Genomic DNA, 19,567 nt, shown 5'->3' with positions numbered 1-19,567 from the left:
GAAATCGGATACGCCACCGCAACCGTCTTCCGTGTCCCATGGGGGCATGAACCACAACGCATCGCTGCCCGCACCGCCCCGCCGCACGCGCAGGGTCGTGCTCCTCGGCCTGGCGGTCCTCGCGTTGGCGAGCGCCGTGTTCGTCGTGCGGCGGCCGCTCATGATGTCCGCTCCGGCGTGCATCACCGGGCGGTGGCACGGCTGCCTCGACACGTTCAACGGTGTGGTGCTCATGACACTGGTCGCGCTGCCGTTGGCCGTGCTGGTGGCGTGGGCTCTGGCGTGCCGTCGGCGAGCCCGCGGTGTCACACCGGCCTGGCGGACGTCGCTGGCCGAGGTGGGCATGGTCCTCGGGACGGTGCCGTTCCTGTGGATGACCATGATGCCGGGCGCCGCGGCCGGCATCGTCCCCGGCCGGGTGAGCCTGGTACCGCTGCGGGACCTGCTCGTGATGGGACCGCTCGGGATCGTCGGCAACCTGCTGGTCTTCGCGGCACTGGGGTTCTTCGCCCCGATGCGGTTCGCGGCGGTGGCGTCCGTGCCGCGGGTCCTGGCGCTCGGGGCGGGCTGCTCGGTCCTGGTCGAGACGGCACAGTACGTCCTGCGGCTGGACCGGGTGTCCTCCGTGGACGACGTACTGGTCAACGCCGCGGGCGCCGTGCTGGCCGCCCTCGCGTCGCGCCGCTGGTGGCGCACCGCGGCGCGGGCGCCGTCGGAACAGCCGCGCCCCGTGCCGGCGCCGACTGCGACGCCGGCAGGCTGAGTCGCGTGTCCGGCGTGCACGCGCTGTGCATACGACGGCGATATGCGGTGCTGCTTAGGCTTCGGACATGCGCGTACTGATCGTCGAGGACGAGCCCTACCTGGCGGAAGCCGTCCGTGACGGTCTGCGGCTGGAGGCGATCGCCGCCGACATCGCCGGCGACGGCGACTCCGCCCTGGAACTGCTCGGCGTCCACGCCTACGACCTCGCGGTCCTCGACCGCGACATCCCCGGCCCCTCCGGCGACGAGGTCGCCCGGCGCATCGTCGCCTCCGGCAGCGGCATCCCGATCCTCATGCTCACCGCTGCCGACCGGATCGACGACAAGGCCTCCGGGTTCGGGCTCGGCGCCGACGACTACCTCACCAAACCGTTCGAGCTGCGGGAGCTCGTGCTGCGGCTGAGGGCGCTCGACCGCAGACGCGCGTACGCCCGGCCCCCGGTCCGCGAGCTCGCGGGCCTGCGGCTCGACCCCTTCCGCCGGGAGGTCTTCCGCGACGGACGCTACGTCGCGCTCACCCGCAAACAGTTCGCCGTGCTGGAGGTCCTCGTCGCCGCCGAGGGCGGGGTCGTCAGCGCCGAAGAGCTGCTGGAACGGGCCTGGGACGAGAACGCCGACCCCCTCACCAACGCCGTGCGCATCACGGTCTCCGCCCTGCGCAAACGGCTCGGCGAACCGTGGATCATCGCCACGGTGCCCGGCGTCGGCTACCGGATCGACACCGGTACGGCCGCCCCCGTCGCCCCCGGCCGCACGCGTGGATAGGCGCCCGGGGCTCAGCGCCCGACTGAAACTCACCCTCAGCTACGCCGGGTTCCTCGGCCTCGCCGGCACGCTCCTGCTGGCCGTGGTGTGGGTGTTCCTGCTGCGCTACGTGCCCGACACCTCCCAGGGTCTTCTCGGGATCTCGCCCAACCGCTACCTCCTCGTGCGCACCTTCGCCCCCGCCGCGGCCGTGGCGATGGCCTTCCTGCTCGTGTTCGGCCTCGTCGGGGGATGGATCCTCGCCGGGCGGATGCTCGCACCCCTCACACAGATCAGGGATGCGGCACGGATGGCCGGGAACGGGTCGCTGTCCCACCGGATCCGCATGAAGGGCCGCCAGGACGAATTCCGTGAACTCTCCGACGCGTTCGACTCGATGCTCGAACAACTCGAGTCCCACGTCGCCGAGCAGCAGCGGTTCGCCGCGAACGCCTCCCACGAACTGCGCACCCCGCTGGCGATCTCGCGGACGCTCCTCGACGTCGCCCGCGAGGACCCCACGCGGGACCGGGGCGAACTCATCGAACGCCTGCACGCCGTCAATACGCGGGCGATCGACCTCACCGAGGCCCTCCTGCTGCTCAGCCGCGGCGACCGCGCAACCTTCCGCCCCGAGAGCGTCGACCTCTCCCTCGTCGCAGAAGAAGCCGCCGAAACGCTGCTCCCCCTCGCCGAACAGCGCCGGATCACTCTCGACGTCACCGGCGGGGCGGCCCGGACCAGCGGCTCCGCGGAGCTCCTGCTGCGGATGGTGACGAACCTCGTCCAGAACGCCGTCGTCCACAACCTCCCCGCCGGCGGCAGCGTGACCGTCCGCACCGAGGCGCACGGCGACACGAGCGTGCTGCGGGTCGAGAACACGGGCCGCCGGCTCCCACCGGAACTGGTACCGACCCTCACCGAACCCTTCCAGCGCGGAACGGAACGCGTACGCACCGACGAGCACGCCGGCGTCGGCCTCGGCCTGGCCATCGTCAACAGCATCGTCCGCGCCCACGACGGGACCCTCGACCTCGTCCCCCGCCCCGCCGGCGGTCTCCTCGTCACGGTCCGGCTTCCCGGCACGCCGTAGGGGTGTATCACCGGTGAGGACGGGGGCGGCGGCTATTTCACCGAGCCCGCCATCACGCCCTGGACGAAGTGGCGCTGGAAGGCGAAGAACACGATCAGCGGGACCACCAGGGACAGGAACGCCCCCGGTGCGAGGACGCCGATGTTGCTCCCGAACTGCCTCATCTGGGACTGCAGCGCGACCGTGAGCGGCTGGGAGCCGCTGTCCGCGAAGAGCAGCGCCACGAGCATGTCGTTCCAGACCCAGAGGAACTGGAAGATGCCCAGGCTCGCGAGGGCGGGACGGCCGAGCGGCAGGACGAGCCGGGAGAAGATCCGCCACTCGCTGCCGCCGTCCATCCGGGCGGCTTCCAGCATTTCGCGCGGTATCTCGGCGAAGTAGTTGCGCAGCAGGAAGATCGCGAACGGCAGGCCGTAGGCGACGTGGAAGAGGACGACGCCGGCGATCGTGCCGAACAGTCCGACCGCGCCGAAGAGTTTGGCCACGGGCAGCAGCCCGATCTGCACGGGTACGACCAGCAGTCCGACGACCACCAGGAAGAGTCCGTCCCGGCCGGGGAAGTCCAGCCACGCGAAGGCGTATCCGGCCAGTGCCGCGATGGCGACCACCAGGACGGTGGTGGGCACGGAGATCAGGATGGTGTTCCCGAAGGCCGCCGCGATTCCGGAGTCCTTCAGCAGGGCGCCGTAGTTGTCGAGGGACAGCTGGGCCGGGTCGGTGAGCGCGGTCCACCAGCCGTCGGAGGCGTTGTCCTGTTCGGAGCGCATCGAGGACAGGAACAGGCCCGCCAGTGGGGTGATCCAGACGAGGGCGACCAGGATCAGCACGCCCTGGACGACGGAGCCCCCCAGCAGGCGCGAGAGCCGGCTCCCGCGGCGAGACCCGGGCGCGGACGGGGTGGGGACGGGCCGGGCGGCTGCCGCCCGGCGGGACGGTGGGCGCTCGATGGTGCTGTGGCGGCTCATGCTCCGCTCCTTCGGAAACGCCGGATGTTGAAGACCATCGCCGGGACGACCAGCAGGAGGAGCACCACGCTGAGCGCGCTGCCGAGCCCCTGGTCGTTGCCTCCGCCGAAGGAGACCAGCCACATGCGGGTGGCCAGCACGTTCGCCTCTTCCTGGACCGGTCCGGGCGCGATGATGTAGACGAGGTCGAAGACCTTCATCACGTTGATCACCAGGGTCACGAAGACGACGGTGAGCACCGGTGCGAGCAGCGGCACGGTGATCCTGCGGAAGATCTGGCCCTCGGTGGCGCCGTCCATCCGCGCGGCCTCCAGCGCGTCGCGCGGGATGGCCGCGAGGCCGGCTCCGATCAGGACCATCGCGAAGCCGGTCCACACCCACAGGTAGGCGGCGATGATGGCCGGCGTCACCAGCGCCGGGCTGAGCCAGTTCACGCCCTGGTAGGGGGCCGCGAAGTTGGCCGCGGGCAGCCTGACGGCGTACTCGCCGTCGGCCAGCCCGGTGAGGCGGAACGACCCGTCGTCGGCCGTGGTGGCGGTCGCGGCCACCCGGCCGTCCCGTACGGCCTCGACCGTCATGCCGGGCAGGCCCTTCTCGCCCGGGTCGACGGTGCCGGGCGTACCGGCGCCGCCGGGGGCGAAGTCGAGGTAGACGGCGCCCGCGATGGCGTCTGCGGCGGTCGCCGCACCGGCTGCCGCACCGGCCGCGGCCTTCGTTCCGGCGGGCAGCGTGTCGGGGGCCACCCCGACGAATCCGAGGCTGACCGAGCGGCCGGGACGCACGGTCTCCCCGGTGCTGTACGGGCCGCCCGCCCTGCCGGTCAGACCGTGGCCCTCCCGGGCACGGGCCGTCGGGTAGGCGGCCGGGTCGGCGAAGGCGTCGTGGACGCCGACGACGGCGGCGTTGAGCACGCCCCGGTCCGGGTTCTGTTCGTAGGCGAGCCGGAAGATGATGCCCGCGGCGAGGAACGACACGGCCATCGGCAGGAAGAGCACCAGCTTGAAGGCGGTGGCCCAGCGCACCTTCTCGGTGAGCACGGCGAGCATCAGCCCGAGTCCGGTCAGCAGGAGCGGCGCGACGACGACCCAGATGGTGCTGTTGCGGATGGCCTTGAGGGTGGCCGGGTCGTGGATGATCGCCGCATAGTTGCCGGCTCCGACGAAGCGGTCGCCGCCGGCGTCGAAGAAGCTGCGGCCCACGGAGAAGACGACCGGGTAGACCACCAGGGCGCCGAGCAGCAGCAGGGCCGGCAGGACGAAGACGACGGCGAGGCGGCGTTTCTTTCTCTGCGCCAGGCGCCGCGGGTTCGCCGCGGCGCGGGCGGTGAGGACGTCAGCCATGGGGACCGCCTCAGTTCCCGTACGCCTTGGCGGCTTCGGCCTCGAGCTTCGCGGCCGTGCCCTGCGGGTCCGACGGGTCGCGCAGGAAGTCCTGGAGGAGCTTCCACTCGCCCGCGCCCTTGGTGCCGCCGAACGCGGCCGGCGCCTGGTCCGACATGTCGAAGCGGATCGAATTGCCCGCCGCGATGAGCGAGTTGGCGGTGCTGCGGGTGGTGTCGTCGCCGTACGAGGCGAAGTCGACCTCGTTGTTCGGGGACAGGAAGCCGCCCGCGCCGGCCCAGATCTCGGCCGCCTCGGCGCCGGACAGGAACTCGACCAGCTTCGCGCCGGCCTTGCTGTTCTTCGCGTCCTTGAGGACTACGGCCGCGTCACCGCCGCTGACGACCGGCGCCCGGCCGCCGTCGACCGAGGGGAACGGGAAGAACTTGGCGTCCTGCCCGAGCTTCTTGCCGAACTGGCCCTTGGCGATGCCGCCGACGAAGTCGCCCTCATAGACCATGCCCGCCTTGGGCTCGGGGCCGAAGACCTGGGCGACCGACGAGGGGAAGTCGGTGGCCAGGGCCGTCTGGGCGCCGCCGGCGACGAGCTGCTTGTCCTTGAACAGTTCGCCGAGGGTGGTCAGCGCCCTGACGACGCTTTCGTCGGTCCACTTGAGCTGGTGCCGGGCGAGCTGGTCGTACTTCTCCGGCCCGGCCTGGGAGAGGTAGATGTTCTCGAACCAGTCGGTGAGGGTCCAGCCGTCCTCGCCGGCTATCGCGAAGGCCGGGCGGCCGGAGTCGGCGAGGGTGCGGCCCGCCTTCAGCATGTCGGACCAGCTCTTGGGCTCGCTGACGCCGGCCTGGGTGAAGGCCTCGGGGGTGTACCAGACGGTGGACTTGTGGGCGGCCTTGAAGTAGAGGCCGTAGTACGTGCCGTCGACGGTGCCGTAGTTCTTCCACACCGGGGCGAGGGTGGTGTCCGCCGTCTTGGCGGTCTGGTCGGAGAGGGGCTGGAGCCAGCCCTCCTTCGCGAACTGCTGGAGCACGCCCACCTGGGGGACCATCACCACGTCGGGAGCGTTGCCGCCCTCGATCTTGCTTCCCACGAAGGTGGAGACGTTGTCTCCGGAGGGGACGAAGACCGTCTTGGCGCCGGTCTTCTCGGTGAAGGCGTCCAGGACCTTCTTGAAGTTCTCCTGCTCGCTGCCGGTCCAGACGCCGGCCACGGTCACGGTCTGGCCGCCGAGTTCGCCGCCGCTCGCGGGTCCGGTGGTGCCGCCGCAGGCGGTGGCGCCGAGGGCGAGGGCGAGGGCCGCGGTGGTGGTGGCCGTGGTCCGTCGGGTCGTCGTCATGCTGGGTCGTCGCATCGTGGGGTCCTTTCGAGAAGTTCAGGGGCAGGGACAGGGGCGGGACAGGGTCAGGGACAGGGGCGGGAGGGCGGGTCGGAGGCGGGTGCCGGGGGGCTCACGGGGCCGGGCACTCGGCCGTCCACCAGGCGGCGGTCGCCGCGGGGAGCACACCGTCACCGCAGGGGCCGCTGGCGAGCAGCGGGGTGCCGGGGACCGGGGCGGGCACCGGCTCCGTGCCGAAGTTCACCGCGCAGACCAGGCCGTCGCCGCGGGCGATCGCCAGTACGTGCGCGGGCGCGTCCAGCCAGCGCAGGGTGCCGTCGCCGAGCTGCGGCAGGGTGCGCCGCAGCTGGAGGCCGTCGCGGTAGAGGTGCCAGAAGGAGCGGGTGTCGGCCAGGGCGCGGTCGGTGGCGTGCTCGGCGAACCACTCGGGCTGCGGCAGCCACGGCTTGGCGCCGACCGCCTCCCGGCTGAAGCCGAACGGGGAGGCGTGCCCGGACCAGGGCAGGGGCACGCGGCAGCCGTCCCGTACGTGCTTGCGGCTGCCGGTGCGGCGGAAGATCGGATCGGTGAGGACCTCGTCGGGCAGGTCGAGGACCTCCGGGAGGCCGAGCTCCTCGCCCTGGTAGACGTAGGCGGCGCCGGGCAGGGCGAGCATCAGGAGGGCCGCGGCGCGGGCGCGGGCGGCTCCCAGTCCGCTGCCCTCCACCCCGGGCTCGCCCGCGTAGCGGGTGACCGTGCGGACCTGGTCGTGGTTGTTGAGGACCCAGGTGACGGTGGATCCGGTGCCGGCGATGTCGCGCATCGCCTCGGTGATCGTCGCGCGGAAGGCGTCGGCGTCCCAGGGCGCGCTGAGCAGGTCGAAGAAGAACGCCTGGTGCAGTTCGTCGGGGCGGACGTACTCGGCGTGCTCGCGTGCGGTCGGCACGGACACCTCGCCGACCAGCAGCCGCTCGTGACCGTCCCGGGCGGTGTACTCCTCGCAGAGCGCGCGCCAGCGGCGCCATACGTCGTGGACCTCGGGCTGGTTCCAGGCCAGCTGGTTGACGGCGTCGCGGGCCCGTTCGTCGGCCCCGGGGTCGTCCGAGTCGGGCAGTTCGGGGTGCTTGAACAGTCCGGCGGCGACGTCGATGCGGAAGCCGTCGACACCACGGTCCAGCCAGAAGCGCAGTACGCGTTCGAAGTCGTCGCCCACGGCGGGGTCGCGCCAGTTCAGGTCGGGCTGCTCGGGAGTGAAGAGGTGCAGGTACCACTCTCCGGGGGCGCCGTCGGGCCCGGTGGTCCGGCTCCAGGCGGGGCCGCCGAACATGGCGTGCCAGTTGTTGGGCGGCTGCCCCCCGTCCGGGCCGCGGCCGGGTGCGAAGTGGAAGCGGGAGCGCTGCGCGCTGCCCGGGCCCGCGGCGAGCGCGTCGCGGAACCACGGGTGCTCGCTGGAGCAGTGGTTGGGGACGATGTCGAGCAGCAGCTTGAGCCCGAGCCGGCGGGCGTCGGACACCAGCAGGTCGAACTCGGCGAGGTCGCCGTATACGGGGTCGACACCGCAGTAGTCGGCGACGTCGTAGCCGTGGTCGTGCTGCGGCGACGGGTAGAAGGGGCTGAGCCAGATGCCGTCGACACCGAGCTTGCGCAGGTAGGGAAGCCCGGCCCGGACGCCGGCCAGATCGCCGACTCCGTCCCCCGTGCTGTCGAGGAAGCTGCGGACGTAGACCTGGTAGATCACCGCGTCGCGCCACCAGGAGTCGGCGGAGGTGGCACTGCGGGAGGGGTGGCCGATGCCGGCCGGAAGGGTGCTGAGCATCTCGCGTCGACCTGTTCTGCTGAATGCGAGGGCGCCCCAGATCGGTGCGCTGTTATGCATGCATGTTAAGTACTGCTGACCGGAAGGTGTCAACGATGTGTCCAGAAACAGCGAAAAGCTGGGGTGGTTTGTTCGTGAATGCCCGGGTGCATGAGAAAGGGTCTCTACTTAACATGTAAGTAGAGACCCTTGGAGAGTGACGGAGTGGGGACAGTCCGTGCCGGGAGATCAGCCCTTGCGGGAGATCGCCCCGAGTTCGCGCGCGAGCCGCGCCGCCGCCTGCTCGGGCGTCAGGCGCAGCGCCATCACGTCCTGGGCCACGGCCTGTACGGCGAGGCTCACCTGGTCGTAGCGCGGACTCTTGGGGCGCGGTACCGCCGACAGCACGCTCTGCCGGAGCGTGGGCAGGTACGGATACGCGCGGATCAGCTCGGGGTCCTCGTACAGCGCGGCGCGCACCGGCGGCAGCGAGCCCTCGGTGAGCACCCGCCGCTGGACCCGTTCACTGGTGAGGTAGGAGATCAGGTCGGCCGCCGACGCCGGATGCCGCGCATGACTGCTGACGGCGAGGTTGGAGCCGCCCAGCACGCTGGTGCCGGGTCCGTCGGGCCCGGGCAGCGGCACGGCGCCGAACCGGCCCGCGACCTTCGAGCCCGCCGCGCTCGCGTCGGCGTACACGTAGGGCCAGTTCCGCAGGAAGAGCAGCCGGCCGTCCTGGAACGCCTGCCGGGACTCCTCCTCCTTGTACCCGAGCGCCTCGCGGGAGATCCAGCCGTCGCGCACGCCGTCGGCGAGGAACCTCAGACCGGCGCGCGCCTCGTCGGAGTCCACGGTCACCCGGGCGCCGTCGTCGCGCAGGATCGAACCGCCCGCCGAGTGCACGGCCTCGGTGGCGTTGACGGTGAGCCCCTCGTACGGCAGGAACTGGCCCGCGTAGCCGTCCAGCCCGTGCTTCGGCGCGATCGTGCGCGCCTGGCGGACCAGTTCGGCCCAGGTGCGCGGCGGCTGCTCGCCCTCGCGGTCCAGGATGTCCTTGCGGTAGTAGAGCAGTCCCGCGTTCGTGACGTACGGGACCGCGTACAGGCGGCCGTCGAAGGTCGCGGTGTCGACGACCGGCCGCAGGAAGGAGTCCAGGGGGAAGCGGTCGCGCTCCAGCGGGGAGATCCATCCGGCCGCCGCGAACTCGGACGTCCAGGCGACGTCGATGTTCAGCACGTCGAACCGGTCGCGGCCCGATCGCAGTTCGCTGATCATCTGGGCCCGGGTCTCGTCGGCCGAGTCCGGCAGTTCGACGAGCGTGACGCGCTCGCCGGGGTGGTCGCGGTTCCAGTCGCCGAGCAGGGGGGAGAGGTAGTCGGTCAGGTCTCCCGCCGTGACGAGCGTCAGGGGGCCGCGGCCCTCGGAGGCCGTGCCCGTGCCCGCGTCGGCGCGGACGCCGAAACCGGCGTATCCCGCCAGCACCACCGCCGCGACCAGGAGAGCTCTACCCGCGGCACGCATCCACCGCATAGATTCCTCCCAGTGCACGATCCGGCTGCGCCGCCGACCATCGTGGCCCATATATACCCGTTAGGCATGGGCGATACTAGACGCCCAGGCAGACAAGACGGACTCGGACGCCGATCGGTCCGGTGCCGGGTGAACAGTTGACTACGGAGCGGGAAGGAGGGGGCGAGTGCGGCTGGCGCTCCTTGCACTCCTCACCCGTAGCCCCGCGCACGGTTACGAGCTGAAGCAGGACCTTGAGAAGCTCCTGGGCGCCGCGTACCCTCAGCCCAACGTCGGCCAGATCTACGTCACCCTCGGCCGGCTGGAGAAGAGCGGCCTCATCGAAGGCGAGGACGTCGAGCAGGCGGGCCGGCCCAACAAGCGCACCTACAGGCTGACGGACGCGGGGCGCGAGGCCGTACTGGCCTGGTTCGAGGACACCGCGGAGGAGCCCCGGGTACGGGACGAGTTCTTCATGAAAATCGCGCTCGCACCGCGGTCGGGCCTGGCCGACCCCGTCGCGCTGATCAACAAGCAGCGGCGCCAGTACCTCAACACCATGCGGGACCTGTCGAAGCTGGCCGCGGCCGAGGACCGCGACAACAAGATCTCCCAACTGCTGATCGAGGGCGCCATGCTGCACCTGCAGGCCGACCTCGACTGGCTGGAACGCTGTCAGGAGGAGCTGGAATGAGCGACGACGCCACCACCACCGCTCCTGCCGTGCCCATCGTGCGCGCCGAGGGCCTGACCAAGACGCACCACGGCGAGGGCGCTCCGGTGCACGCCGTGCGCGGGGTGGACCTGTCCGTCCAGCCGGGCGAGTTCGTCGCGGTCACCGGGCCGTCGGGGGCCGGCAAGTCCACGCTGCTGCATCTGATCGGCGGCCTCCAGCGGCCCGACAGCGGGAAGCTGTGGCTCGGCGGGGAGCGGGTGGACGCGTACCGCGAGGCCCGCTGGGCGGTCCTGCGGCGCCGCAGCATCGGCGTCGTCTTCCAGTTCTTCAACCTGGTCTCCAACCTGACCGTCGCCGACAACGTCGAGCTGCCCGCCCTGCTCGCCGGCGCCTCCCCCAAGGCCGCCCGCGACTCCCGCGCCGAACTGCTCGCCGAACTCGGCCTGGAAGGCCGCGAGCGGTCGATGCCCGGCGAGCTGTCGGGCGGCGAGCAGCAGCGGGTCGCGCTCGCCCGCGCGCTGGTCAACCACCCCACCCTGCTGCTCGCCGACGAACCGGCCGGCAGCCTCGACAGCAAGGGCACCCGCGAGGTGCTGCGGCTGCTCACCCGGTTCCACCAGCGCGGCCAGACGATCATGATGGTCACCCATGACGCCCGGATGGCCAGTGCCGCCGACCGCGTCATCAGCTTCTTCGACGGGCGCATAGCCGACGACGCGCAGCTCGGCGGCGGGCGCCGCGGTCCGGGCGGCGGCGTCTCCGGCGTACTCGAACTCAAGGAGTGACGGTGCGGGCCACTCTGCGCTGGGCGCAGGCCGACCTCCGCGCACACCGCGGCGAAGCCCTCTTCGTCGTGCTGGCCAGCGCCGGCGTCATCGCCTCGCTCCTGCTGGCCGGCGCGCTGTTCAGCTACGCAGCCAACCCCTGGCAGCGGGTCTTCAACCAGTCCCAGGGCGCGCACATCTGGCTGCACACCCGTGGCGGGGCGGACATGGACGCCCTGTCCGGCGTGGACGGCGTCGCGGCCCTCTCCGGTCCCTACCGCACGGCGGCGACGACGGTCGAGTCGCGTGGCGCGCGGGTCGGGGTGACGCTGCGCGCGGCCGGGGCGGCGCCCCCGGAGACGGGGCGGCCGCTCGTCACCACGGGCGGCTGGCTCGACCGGGCGGACGACGGCGACCGGGACGGCACCGTCGTACTGGAGGACTCGGTCGCGCGGGCGCTCTGGGCGGAGCCGGGTGACACGGTGCGCGTCACCGGACCGGATGGCACCGCGCACATGCTGCGGGTGGGCGGGATCGCCGAGGTGGCCGAGCCCCGCTACCGGCCGGGCGACGGACCCGGGATCGGCTGGGTGCTCCCCGGCACGCTCGACGGGATCGCCCGGGGGGACACCGGGCAGAGCGTCGGGCTGCGCCTGGAGGATCCGGACGACACCGACTTCATCGTCCAGCGCGCGGTGACCCTGCTCGGCGCCGACCGGGTGGCACAGGTCACCAAGTGGCAGCAGGCACGGGCCGAGGCGGGCGGCGACGACCGGCTCCTGGGACAGATGTTCGCCGTCTTCGGGCTCGGTGCGCTGCTCGCGGCGGCGCTGGCCGCGTCGGGAGCGATCGGCGCGCGGGTCCGCGGCCAGCTGAGGGACATCGCCATCCTCAAGGCCGTCGGTTTCACCCCCGGCCAGGTGACCCGCGGCTTCCTCGTACAGCACCTGGCCTTCGCGTTCCTCGGCGTGGCCCTCGGCACGGCGGCGATCGCCCTGCTGGGTGCCCGGATACCGGGGCGGATCGGCGAGGCGGCGGCGGTGTGGCAGGACCTCCCCGGCCATACGGCGCTGATGATCGGCATTCCCTGCGGCGCGGTGCTGCTGATCGCGGCCGCCACCGGGCTCTCGGCCTGGCGGGCCGGACGGGTGCCACCGGTCCCGGTGGCCCGGGCCGCGCTGCCGTCCGCCGCGCCGATGACCGCACTCGGCCGGCGGGCCCTGGGGATGCGGGTTCCTCCGGCCCTGGTCCTGGGGTGGCGTGCGGCCTTCGCGCGACGCGGCCGGACGCTCGTACCGGTGGCCCGGCTCGCCCTGCCGCTGGTGCTCATCACGGTCGCGCTCGTCGCCTGGTCGACGCTGGACCAGTTCCGCAGCCGGCCCGCGCAGATGGGACGGCCCGCGGCTCTGACCGTACGGGCCGAACAGCCCGCCGGGCCGTCGGACGCGGAGCTGGAGCAGACCCTCGCGACGATCCCGGACGTCGCCGCGGTCCATCCGGGCGCGGAGATGGCGGCGCTCGTGCCGGGGCAGACCGGCACCATCACCCTGCGCGGGCTGGGCACGGCCGCCCACCCGTACCCCTCCGCGGTGGTGGAGGGGCGCGCGGTCGGCGGTCCGGACGAGGCGGTCGCCGGGCAGGGGCTGCTGGACCTCCTCGGGGTCCGCGTCGGCGACTGGGTACGGATGACCGTCGGGGGACGACCGCAGATCCTGCACCTCGTCGGCCGCACCATCGAACCCGAATCCGGCGGCCGGGTGATCACGACGACCATCGACGCCCTGCGGGAGCGCGATCCGCAGCTGCGGCCCGCCTTCCACGCCCTGGTGCTGCGCGAGGGGGCCGACCCGCGGGCGGTGAGCGGCACGCTCGCCGTGGCCGCCGGTGGAACGCTGGAGATCCGGGAGACGCCCAATCCGGCCGACCGGCTGGAACCGGCACGCGGAGTGATCGCCGCCCTGATCGCGGTGCTGGCGCTGATCGGGCTGACCGAACTCCTGACGCTGATCAGCACGGGCGTGCGCGACCGGGGCCGGGACCTGCTCGCGCTGAAGGCGATCGGGCTGACGCCCCGGCAGATCGGGGCGATGATCGTGACGGCCGCCGGTCTGACCGCGCTCGTCTCCTCGGTGGTGGGGACGACGGTGGGTGCGGTGGCCGGCAGCTGGCTGGTGGACACCCAGGGCGCGTCGAGCGGGATCGGTGCGGGGATCGCCCGGCTGCCCTCGCTGCCCGTGTTGTCGGCGGTGGTCGTCGGCGCGGTGCTGGGTGCGGTGGCGGCGGCCGCGCTGCCGGCGACCCGGGCGGCGCGGCGGCGCCTGGCGGACTCGCTGAGCGAGACGCTCTGACCGCGGGGAGAGGGGCGGCCTCCGGGGACAGGAGGCCGGCCCCGGGGACACGGGGGTCGGCGGCCCGGCCGGGACGACCCCGCGCGGTGCTCACGGGATCGTCCGGCAGCCCTTCTCAGCCGACGGCGTCGAGCAGGAGTTTCGCGGCCACCGTCGCCCCGTCGGTGCGGATCGTGCCGGCCACGTCGGTGGCGCGTGCCCGGGTCCCGGGGTCCAGGGCCACGTCGAGCGCGGCCGACAGAGAGTCGACGGTCGGGGCCGGACCGTCGTGTGCCGCGCCGATGCCCAGGCCGGCCACCCGGCCCGCCCAGTACGGCTGGTCCGCCGCGCCCTGGGGCACCACCACCTGAGGCGCGCCGGCCCCGGCGGCGGTCGTCGTCGTACCCGCGCTGCCGTGGTGCACGACCGCGGCCACCCGGCGGAACAGTGCCTGGTGGTTGACCTCGCCGACGACGAAGCAGTCGTCGTGGTCGTCGATCAGGTCCAGGTCGGCCCAGCCGCGGAAGACGACCGCGCGGCGGCCCTGCGCGCGGATCGCCTCGATGGTCACGCGGGCGATCTCCTGCGGGGCGCCCATGGGCGTGCTGCCGAAGCCCACGTACACCGGTGCGGTGCCGGCGTCCAGGAACGCCGCCAACGCGTCGGGGAGCGGACGTTCGTCGGCCACGGCCCACGCGCCGGTCTGCACGACGCCGAGGTCCGTCGGCTGCCACGGGGACAGGACCGGGTCGGTGGCCAGCCACGGCCGGTCGGAGAACGCGTAGTCGCGGATGTTGTCCACCGGCGGCAGGCCGGCCGACGCCCGGTGGGTGTTGAGCGCCTCGCCGAACATCGTGTGCGCGATCCGGGCGTCCTCGTCCCACAGCGTCCGGTTGTCGACCGTCTCCGGCGGCACCGGTTGGCCTCGGCGCACCGGCGGCCGGCGGTACGGCGACGGCAGGCTGACCGGCTGGTGGCTCGCGTGCACGGAGCGGATGCCCAGCTTCTCGGCGACCGACCGCGCGCCGGCGGCGACCGGCAGCGGGCCGGTCACCACCAGCGCGTCACATCCCGCGGCCGCCGCGGCGACCGTTTCGAACTGCTCGGTCATCAACTCGGCCGCCCGCTGCGCCAGGCCAACCGCCGACCCCGGCGTCACCGAGCTCACCAGCGCGCGCACCGGCCGGCCCATCCCCACCGTCTCCACGCCGACCTCGGCCAGCCTCTTCGCGAACTCCTCGTCCGGCGGCGCGCACACCCGCACCTGCGCACCCAACTCCTGCAGCCGCACCGCGAGTCCGGCCATCGGTTCGACGCTCCCGCGCGACCCGTACGTCGACAACAGCACACGCATTCCGTACGCCCCCACTTCCGCTGATCACGGCTCAGGTCGGTGATTCTGCGGCATGCCCCGGGTCTTGCCACAAGCCCCCTGCGCGCGCCACGCCCTCTCGGGGCTCAGGACTCCGGGCTCTCGGCTCGGTTCCTGCGGCCGCGGAGACGGGCGAGGAGCGACCGGGGCTTGCGGCCGCTCCCCCCGTCGCCCTGCGATGCGGGCGCCGCCGCCGGGGAGCCGGCCTGGCGCGCGTCCATCGCGGCGGTCATCTCCGAGCGGCGCAGTTCGTCGTCGTCCGGGGTCCGCGCGTCGAACTCGACCACCGCCGTCAGCAGCTTCGCTGCCACGGCCAGGAAGGTGGGCTCCAGCCAGGGGCAGGCCAGTACGAGGCGGCACAGCGAGGCGAGGATCGTCGCGTCGCGCTGCTGCCAGGCCTTGCTCACCGCGATCATGCGGTCGGCGAGGCGGAGCCCGACGTCCTCGCGGACGGCGGGGTCCACCCAGGCGGTGGCGAGGAGCGCGAAGCCCGCGGCCTCGTTGGTCCAGTCCTCGGGGCCGAAGAGCAGGTCGAGCAGCAGGGCCCTGCGCCGGGAGCCTTCCCAGGGTTCGTCCGTACGGTGGTGGGCCAGTCCGAGGCAGGCGAAGGTCTGTACCGCCCGGACCCACATCTCGGGCTGCCTGCCCAGGAGGTACGCGCCCTGGTCGCCCTCGCGCGGCAGCGGCGGATGCACGCAGACGGCCAGCAGGTCCTCGGCGCTCAGATCGGCCAGGCGCACGGCGTGGTCGTACGCGGCCCCCGGCGCGGCCCAGCTCAACGCGGCGACCTGGCGTACGCGTTCGGCGGCCTCGGGCGACGGCGGCGCGACGGCGGGGCGGGCGTCGAGCCCCTCCGCGCCACCGAACTCCCACAGCAGGACGTCGACCTGGTACTGCGGCTCCCGGGGGTCGGGGGCGGCCACGGACTGGTAGCCGATCCGCGAACGCGGGAAGCCCATGCGTACGGCGAGCCGTGTGCTGGGGGCTTCCAGGTTCGAGGAGAGCAGCTCGATCTCGTGGTCGCGGGCGGCGGTGGGGTTGGCGAGCATCTGGTGCAGCACGTTGACGCTCGCCTCGGAGGCGGGGTGCACGTGGCCGAGCCACGGCTCGTCCTGGCAGAACTCGTCCAGGAGTTGGGCCGCGTAGCCGTGGTCGGGGTGGGTGCGCAGGTGGTCGCCGAGCGCCAGCAGGTGCGCCGTGCCGCCGTCGACGGCGTGGCGCAGGGCGAACGCGGCCGGGCCGGCCTTGGGGTGGTCCGGTTCGGCGGCGAGGACGCGTTCGAGCCAGGCGAGGCCGGCGGCGGGCCGGCCGGTCTGCCGGTACAGCTCGGCGACGTCGACGTACAGCTCCCGGTCGGAGGGGTCGCGGGCGATCTCCGCCTCCCACACGGCGAGGGCCTCGTCGGTCCGCCCGGCGGCGCGCAGTGCAGCGCCCAGCACGACGGCCTGCCAGTGGCCCGCTTCGGCGCGCTGGGCCCGCTCGGCCCACGCGACGGCTTCGGCGACGTCGCCGAAGCGGCGGGCCAGCGTGGAGGCCATGGTGTTCAGCAGTACGTGCTCCGGACGGGCGGCGACGCAGGCTCTGACCAGTGCGTAGAAGGGCTGGACGCCGTCGCGCAGCGGGGCCGGCAGGGGTTCGGGCAGGCTGCGGGAGATCCGGGCGATGGCCTGGGCCACGGCGGACGGTGAGAGCCGGCCGGGCAGGGCGGGGTCGGCCAGCCAGGCGACCTCGGCCCAGGGGCGGGCGGGGTCGGCCCCGATCACCGAGGCGAGGAAGCCGACGGCGGGGTCCCACTCGCCTGCGGCGGCGTGGAGTTGGGCGACGCAGGCGACCGCACCGATGGAGCGCTCGTCGTCGGCGAACAGCGCCAGCGCGGCGGTGTGCCCGCCGGCGGCCGCGACGAGTTCGGCGAGCGCCTCGTAGGCGTCGGGGTGCCGGGGGTCCGCGGTGAGCGCGTCGCCCAGGTGCACCGCAGCGTGCGACAGGTCGCCACTGTCGATGGCGAGGCGGGCCACCGCCACTTCGCCTTCGGCTTCGAGCCGCTCGTCCACAGGTCCCTCTCCCCCACGCCGGTCGTGGCTACGAAAATAGCCCGTGCCCCGACGTGTCCCCGCTCCCACCCCCCTGGGCCCTGGGTTGTGCCGTCAAAGTCCGTCTGGCCGGCGGCTGCTTCGACGACACTTCCTAGGTCGCCGGGTGTGCTCCGACGGCCTGCCGGTACGCCACGTGGCCGCCGAGGGCCCCGGTCAGGGCGACCGCCGTCAGCCCTCCCCACGACCACAGCCGGCCTTTCAGCGGGCGTCCGCGCAGGCGCGCCGTGAGGGAGAGCGCGTAGCAGCCGACCGCGACCCCGTTCGAGACGGCGTGCGCCAGGCCGACGCGGGCCTGCTCGGGTGGCAGGTCGGCCCAGTCGGCCCAGCCCGCGATCGCGGCCGGAGCCACACCCACCAGGCCGACGGCCGTCAGGGTCGTGGCCGCGTGCTGCGCCCCCGGGACGACGTCCAGGACCGCGGCCGAGAGCCAGCATCCGATCGGTACCTGCACCAGCACGGGGTGGAGGGGATGGCCCAGCGGCCTGCCCCGGAGCAGATCGCGTACGTCGCCCAGCGGGAGCGACCGGATGCCCCGCTGGAGGACCCGGATCGCCGGGTCGGCCAGCGTGGTCCGTTCGATCCGGTCCAGGGCCGTCAGCCACCGCGCCGATGCGGCCTCCAGCGCGGAGGTGCCCTGCGGGGGTGCGTCGGCGTCGAGAGAGAGTGCGTTCATGCAGGGCGCCTACCCGGCTTCGGGCCTCCGTCCCACGCTGGTGTCGGCCGAATGGGCGGCCGCGCCCGCGCAGCCGCCCGGCCGCGCTGCGCCGACCGCGCCCGGCGGGGTGGAGGAATCCGCATTCCGCTCTGGCGAAACCGGAATCGCAAATCGTATGATGTGAGACATGGAACCGGCCGAGTCCCGTACCAGCTGGACGTTCGTCACCCACCACGCCCGGATCCTCGCCATGATCGTGCGCGACCCGGAGATGCGGCTGCGGGACATGGCCACGGCGTGCGGGCTGACCGAGCGCGCGGCCCAGGCCATCGTGGCCGACCTGGAGAGCGCCGGGTACCTGACCCGGACCCGCCACGGCCGCCGCAACCACTACCGGGTCACACCCGGCACCCTCTTCCGCCACCCCGCCGAGGGACGGCACGAGATCGCCGACCTCCTGAGGCTGCTGGTCGACCTCGGCCCGGACGACGGAGACGGCCGCCCGCCCCGGCCGGAGGGGCGGGAGCACGACCAGGATCAGACACGGCCCTGAAGGGAGAGAGGCCATGATCGCCCCCTTCGACCGCACACCCGCCGCCGCGGGTGCCGACGGCGCCACCGTGCACCGCTCCACCGTCGCCGTGGAGGTCGCGTCCGGAACACACCGGACGCCGGCCCGGGTACGCGGCGAGATCGACCTGGACCACGTGGGCGCCCTGCGTCGGGACCTCGTCGCGGCACTGGACGCCGCCGGGACGGGGCTCGACCTCGACCTGTCCGCCGTCACCTTCTGCGACAGCTCGGGCGTGCACCTCCTCCTGGCCCTGAACACCCTGGCCGCCGATGCCGGCAAGACCCTCGTGGTGACCGCCGTCAGCCGCCGCGTCGCCCGCGTTCTGGAGATCACCGAAGCCGAGCGGCTGCTCACCTTCCGCGAGCCGCCCCCGCGGCGAGCCGGCCCGGACCCCGCAGCGCACGGCGCGACGCCACCCCCGTCCCCCGAACGGAGCAGTGCGGACCCTCGATGACCGTCGGCCGCACCCCTGCGCACCGGGGGCCGGAGGCGGGGGCAGGTTCCCGGTGCGTCCGGGCCCCGGGGTGCGGAGCGGCCGCCGTCCGCCAACCATGGACGACGTACCCATCCGACCCGCTGCCACCAGGAGCACGCCCATGCTGAAGCGCACGCTGCGCAAGGACCGCACCGAGGTCACCTTCGTCCTCCCCGCCGACATCCCGCCCGGTCCGGTCAGCGTGGTGGGCGACTTCAACGACTGGCAGCCCGGCGCCCACCCCCTGAAGCCGCGCAAGGGCGGCGAGCGCTCCGTCACCGTCGAGCTGGCCGGCGAGCGCACCTACTCCTTCCGCTACCTGGCCGCCGGGGACTACTGGTTCAACGACGACACGGCAGGCGACCAGGACGGCCCCAACAGCCGGCTCCACACCTGACCCCTCCCGACACCGCCGAGAGCCCGTCCCGTGGGCCGCTCCCCCGCCGGCGAGGCGGTTGCCATGGCCGAGCCCGGGTAGCCGGTGGGTGAGACGGAGGCTCCGTCGACCGCGGCGGACACCCGGCCGTGACGGCGCCTCCGCCCCCGCAGACAGGGAGGCTTCCATGATCTCGGTGTCCATTTCCCTCATCCCGACAGCGGACGGGCAATTGCTCATACCCGCCACAGAGGTCACCTCCCTGCTGCGCTGCCTGGCGGCCGACTGGCTGGGGTCACCACCCTCCGGGGAGGAGCCGGACATCCCTGCGGCAGTCGACGAGGCGGCGGGCGCGATGAACCAGCTCGCCGATCAGATCGACGCCGAGTGCATCGCCTGCGCGAGCGAACCCGGCGCAGGCAGGCCCGAGTGACCGAGGTGACACCCGTAACACCGCTTGAGGCCGTGGAGGTGGTGAAGGTCGCGCCCTCGCAGGTCTCGTAGGTCTCGTAGGTCTCGCCAGGGCTTGTAGGTGTCGTACGTCTCACAGGTGTCGGCACCCTTCTGGTCGAAGGCGTCGGAACGGCCCGCCGGTTCTCTGCCGGCGGGCCGTTCCGCGTTCCCGCCCCCATGTCTCCGCGAGGGGCCGCGACTCCACTGGAGACGTCTGTCACATCTGCCGGTACCGGCCGTTGGGCCGGCGTCGTGGGCCGACCTCAGCCGACCTCGACTGACC

Annotated in this window: 18 protein-coding genes; 10 read left to right on the top strand and 8 right to left on the bottom strand. The window is 73.2% G+C overall.

The genetic code is table 11. The annotated features are described in order from the left end of the window. Positions 1-46: 46 nt before the first annotated feature. The 3 genes from OG534_RS32160 to OG534_RS32150 all read left to right on the top strand — a co-directional run bounded on the left by OG534_RS32160 (position 47) and on the right by OG534_RS32150 (position 2,601). Positions 47-763 carry a VanZ family protein gene (locus OG534_RS32160; protein WP_326592723.1) on the top strand — a complete coding sequence of 239 codons (717 nt, stop codon included), beginning with the start codon at positions 47-49 and terminating at the stop codon, positions 761-763. 67 nt (positions 764-830) lie between these two features. Continuing rightward, positions 831-1,529 carry a response regulator transcription factor gene (locus OG534_RS32155; protein ID WP_326592721.1) on the top strand — a complete coding sequence of 233 codons (699 nt, stop codon included), beginning with the start codon at positions 831-833 and terminating at the stop codon, positions 1,527-1,529. Continuing rightward, entirely contained in the window at positions 1,522-2,601 is a 1,080-nt protein-coding gene (locus OG534_RS32150; RefSeq protein WP_326592719.1) for a sensor histidine kinase, read from the top strand. Before OG534_RS32155 ends, OG534_RS32150 begins: the two co-directional genes overlap by 8 nt. A gap of 32 nt (positions 2,602-2,633) precedes the next feature. Here the strand turns inward: OG534_RS32150 and OG534_RS32145 are convergent, their stop codons facing one another. From OG534_RS32145 to OG534_RS32125, 5 genes are all read right to left on the bottom strand, one after another. Then, a complete protein-coding gene (locus OG534_RS32145) occupies positions 2,634-3,566 on the bottom strand; it encodes a carbohydrate ABC transporter permease (protein WP_326592717.1) in 933 nt (310 codons plus the stop codon). Beyond that, complete coding sequence (locus OG534_RS32140; RefSeq protein WP_326592716.1) at positions 3,563-4,906, bottom strand: ABC transporter permease subunit; 1,344 nt, start codon at positions 4,904-4,906, stop codon at positions 3,563-3,565. Before OG534_RS32140 ends, OG534_RS32145 begins: the two co-directional genes overlap by 4 nt. 10 nt (positions 4,907-4,916) lie before the next feature. Next, entirely contained in the window at positions 4,917-6,236 is a 1,320-nt protein-coding gene (locus tag OG534_RS32135; RefSeq protein ID WP_326592714.1) for an ABC transporter substrate-binding protein, read from the bottom strand. A gap of 112 nt (positions 6,237-6,348) precedes the next feature. Then, positions 6,349-8,031 carry a glycoside hydrolase family 13 protein gene (locus OG534_RS32130; protein WP_326592713.1) on the bottom strand — a complete coding sequence of 561 codons (1,683 nt, stop codon included), beginning with the start codon at positions 8,029-8,031 and terminating at the stop codon, positions 6,349-6,351. 228 nt (positions 8,032-8,259) lie between these two features. Then, on the bottom strand, positions 8,260-9,540 hold the full coding sequence (locus OG534_RS32125) for an ABC transporter substrate-binding protein (RefSeq protein ID WP_326592712.1): 1,281 nt from the start codon (positions 9,538-9,540) through the stop codon (positions 8,260-8,262). A gap of 166 nt (positions 9,541-9,706) precedes the next feature. On the opposite strand from OG534_RS32125, the gene OG534_RS32120 reads away from it, so the two are divergent. Genes OG534_RS32120 through OG534_RS32110 form a run of 3 tightly spaced genes read left to right on the top strand, consistent with a single transcriptional unit; the run spans position 9,707 to position 13,307 of the window. Further along, positions 9,707-10,213: a PadR family transcriptional regulator gene (locus tag OG534_RS32120; protein WP_326592711.1), complete on the top strand. Its 507-nt coding sequence runs from the start codon at positions 9,707-9,709 to the stop codon at positions 10,211-10,213. Next, on the top strand, positions 10,210-10,980 hold the full coding sequence (locus tag OG534_RS32115; RefSeq protein ID WP_326592709.1) for an ABC transporter ATP-binding protein: 771 nt from the start codon (positions 10,210-10,212) through the stop codon (positions 10,978-10,980). The genes OG534_RS32120 and OG534_RS32115 overlap by 4 nt, the downstream gene beginning before the upstream one ends. A 2-nt stretch (positions 10,981-10,982) precedes the next feature. After that, on the top strand, positions 10,983-13,307 hold the full coding sequence (locus tag OG534_RS32110; protein WP_326592708.1) for an ABC transporter permease: 2,325 nt from the start codon (positions 10,983-10,985) through the stop codon (positions 13,305-13,307). A gap of 115 nt (positions 13,308-13,422) precedes the next feature. On the opposite strand, the gene OG534_RS32105 is transcribed toward OG534_RS32110, so the two are convergent. The 3 genes from OG534_RS32105 to OG534_RS32095 all read right to left on the bottom strand — a co-directional run bounded on the left by OG534_RS32105 (position 13,423) and on the right by OG534_RS32095 (position 17,424). Then, positions 13,423-14,640 carry a glycosyltransferase gene (locus OG534_RS32105; protein WP_326592706.1) on the bottom strand — a complete coding sequence of 406 codons (1,218 nt, stop codon included), beginning with the start codon at positions 14,638-14,640 and terminating at the stop codon, positions 13,423-13,425. A 104-nt stretch (positions 14,641-14,744) separates the two neighbouring features. Further along, a complete protein-coding gene (locus tag OG534_RS32100; protein ID WP_326592705.1) occupies positions 14,745-16,709 on the bottom strand; it encodes a tetratricopeptide repeat protein in 1,965 nt (654 codons plus the stop codon). 133 nt (positions 16,710-16,842) lie between these two features. Next, a complete protein-coding gene (locus OG534_RS32095; protein ID WP_326592704.1) occupies positions 16,843-17,424 on the bottom strand; it encodes a DUF2231 domain-containing protein in 582 nt (193 codons plus the stop codon). Positions 17,425-17,593: 169 nt separating this feature from the next. Between OG534_RS32095 and OG534_RS32090 the strand changes: the two genes are divergently transcribed. From OG534_RS32090 to OG534_RS32075, 4 genes are all read left to right on the top strand, one after another. Further along, complete coding sequence (locus OG534_RS32090; protein ID WP_326592703.1) at positions 17,594-17,959, top strand: helix-turn-helix transcriptional regulator; 366 nt, start codon at positions 17,594-17,596, stop codon at positions 17,957-17,959. Between the two features lie 13 nt (positions 17,960-17,972). Then, positions 17,973-18,434 (top strand): STAS domain-containing protein, encoded by a 462-nt coding sequence (locus OG534_RS32085; protein WP_326592702.1) that lies wholly within the window; start codon positions 17,973-17,975, stop codon positions 18,432-18,434. 142 nt (positions 18,435-18,576) lie between these two features. After that, positions 18,577-18,852, top strand: coding sequence for an isoamylase early set domain-containing protein (locus OG534_RS32080; protein WP_326592701.1), 276 nt, complete (start codon positions 18,577-18,579; stop codon positions 18,850-18,852). A gap of 175 nt (positions 18,853-19,027) precedes the next feature. Beyond that, positions 19,028-19,264, top strand: a complete 237-nt coding sequence (locus tag OG534_RS32075) for a DUF6213 family protein (RefSeq protein ID WP_442807175.1) — start codon at positions 19,028-19,030, stop codon at positions 19,262-19,264. The last annotated feature ends 303 nt before the right edge of the window (positions 19,265-19,567 follow it).

The sequence above is a fragment of the Streptomyces sp. NBC_01294 genome (genome assembly GCF_035917235.1).
Lineage (GTDB): Bacteria > Actinomycetota > Actinomycetes > Streptomycetales > Streptomycetaceae > Streptomyces > Streptomyces caledonius.
Note: the sequence above shows the minus strand (reverse complement) of the source record. Positions and strands in the feature narration are given on the sequence as shown.